Raw genomic sequence first — 1,609 nt, forward strand, 5'->3', positions numbered from 1 at the left:
GGCTGGCTCACGTTGCTGGCGATTGATACGAGAGGAAGATACGTGCTGAGAATGACGCGGGCCGAGCTTTACGATCTGGTCTGGTCGAAACCGATGACCGAAATCGCAAGGCAGTATGGCATATCAGAGACCAGCATATGGCGCAGACATGCGATGCGTATGAGATCGCTCGGCCGCGTGCCGGCCATTGGCAAAGAGTAGAGCACGGCAAGTCGGTGGAAACCGCTGCGCTCGATAACAAGAACCATAGCCTGTCGACGCGACTCTGCGAGCAGGGCACGATGCTTTCTCGTTCAACGCCTATAGCTCGGGGAGCCTGAGACAGGGACAAAATCCCAAGGTGGCATAGCGCTTGCTTGCAGCATCAGGGGCATTGAGCTCCAGACTGGAGCGCAGCGCTGTAATGTTTAGAGTCGCCAGTTCAGCCAACCTCGTCATCCTGTGTTCACCGGGGGGTCCCCGGCGAACAGCAAGAACAGACATGATTTCCACACCGAACCGTGCTCGCGGGCGCAGGCATGTGAGGCCGTGGCCAACGGCTAGTGTCGAAAAAAAGCCGCCGGAGTTCTCGCCAAGATTTCCTCAACTTGCGCGGAGGCAATCGGCATCGGCAGCTCATCATGTTTTCGTTTCCTCCACAGTTGCCCATGAGAGAGAAGCGTCAGGTCGCCCGAGCCAGAACAGTCCTGTTGACGACCGTCGCTCAGACGCCGCCCGCCTCAACAGCCCGGCCTGTGTTCGAAAAAGGGCCGCTCTCCTTCTTCTGATTCCAGTGAGCTCGTGCATCGCGGCCGTCCAGACAATCTCGGTCTTGGACCGTTTTAGCAGGGACGTCCAATGCCGCTGCCAATCCTAGCGCTTGCCATAGCATCCTTCTGCATCGGCACCACCGAATTCGTCATTATGGGCCTGCTGCCGGAGGTCGCGGCCGACCTCGGCGTCTCGATCCCTTCGGCTGGCCTTCTGGTTACCGGCTATGCGCTGGGCGTCGTCTTCGGCGCCCCGATCGTCGCCATGGCGACGGCTCGCCTGCCGCGCAAGCCTGTGTTGGTCGGTCTCGCCACGCTCTTCGTCGTCGGCAATCTCTTCTGCGCCATCGCTCCGAACTATTGGCTGTTGATGGCGGCGCGCGTCTTCACCGCTTTCGGCCATGGCGCCTTCTTCGGCATCGGCTCCGTCGTTGCCGCCAGCCTCGTGCCGCGCAACAAGCGGGCGAGCGCGATTGCGCTGATGTTCGCCGGCCTGACGATGTCCAACATCCTCGGCGTGCCCGCCGGCACGGCGCTGGGCGAAGCCTTCGGCTGGCGCGCCACCTTCCTCGCCGTCGTCGGCATCGGCCTCGTCTCGGTCGCGGCCATCGCCTGGCTGGTGCCGTCGGATGTCGTCGAACCCAGCGGCGGCGGTCTGCTCGGCGAATTGCGCGTGCTCGGCAAGCTGCAGGTCTGGCTGGCGATGCTGATCGCCTCGCTCGCTTCCGCCAGCTTGTTCGCGGTCTTCACTTACATCAAGCCCTATCTCACCGACGTGTCCGGCCTGTCGACGGCGACCGTCACCTGGGTGCTGCTCTTGTTCGGCGCCGGCATGACCATCGGCAACATCATCGGCGGCC

The 1,609-nt window shown here is 62.4% G+C and carries 2 protein-coding genes; both read left to right on the plus strand.

The window, feature by feature from the left end:
* Window positions 1-201, plus strand: a 201-nt coding sequence (locus tag RFM40_RS33480) for a hypothetical protein (protein ID WP_320279050.1), incomplete at its 5' end; no start/stop codon positions are given.
* Between the two features lie 636 nt (window positions 202-837).
* Window positions 838-1,609: MFS transporter (locus RFM40_RS33485; protein WP_320279051.1), on the plus strand; the 772-nt coding region annotated here is incomplete at its 3' end.

Origin of the sequence: Mesorhizobium captivum (genome assembly GCF_033977165.1) — a bacterium.
In the GTDB taxonomy this organism is placed as follows: domain Bacteria; phylum Pseudomonadota; class Alphaproteobacteria; order Rhizobiales; family Rhizobiaceae; genus Mesorhizobium; species Mesorhizobium captivum.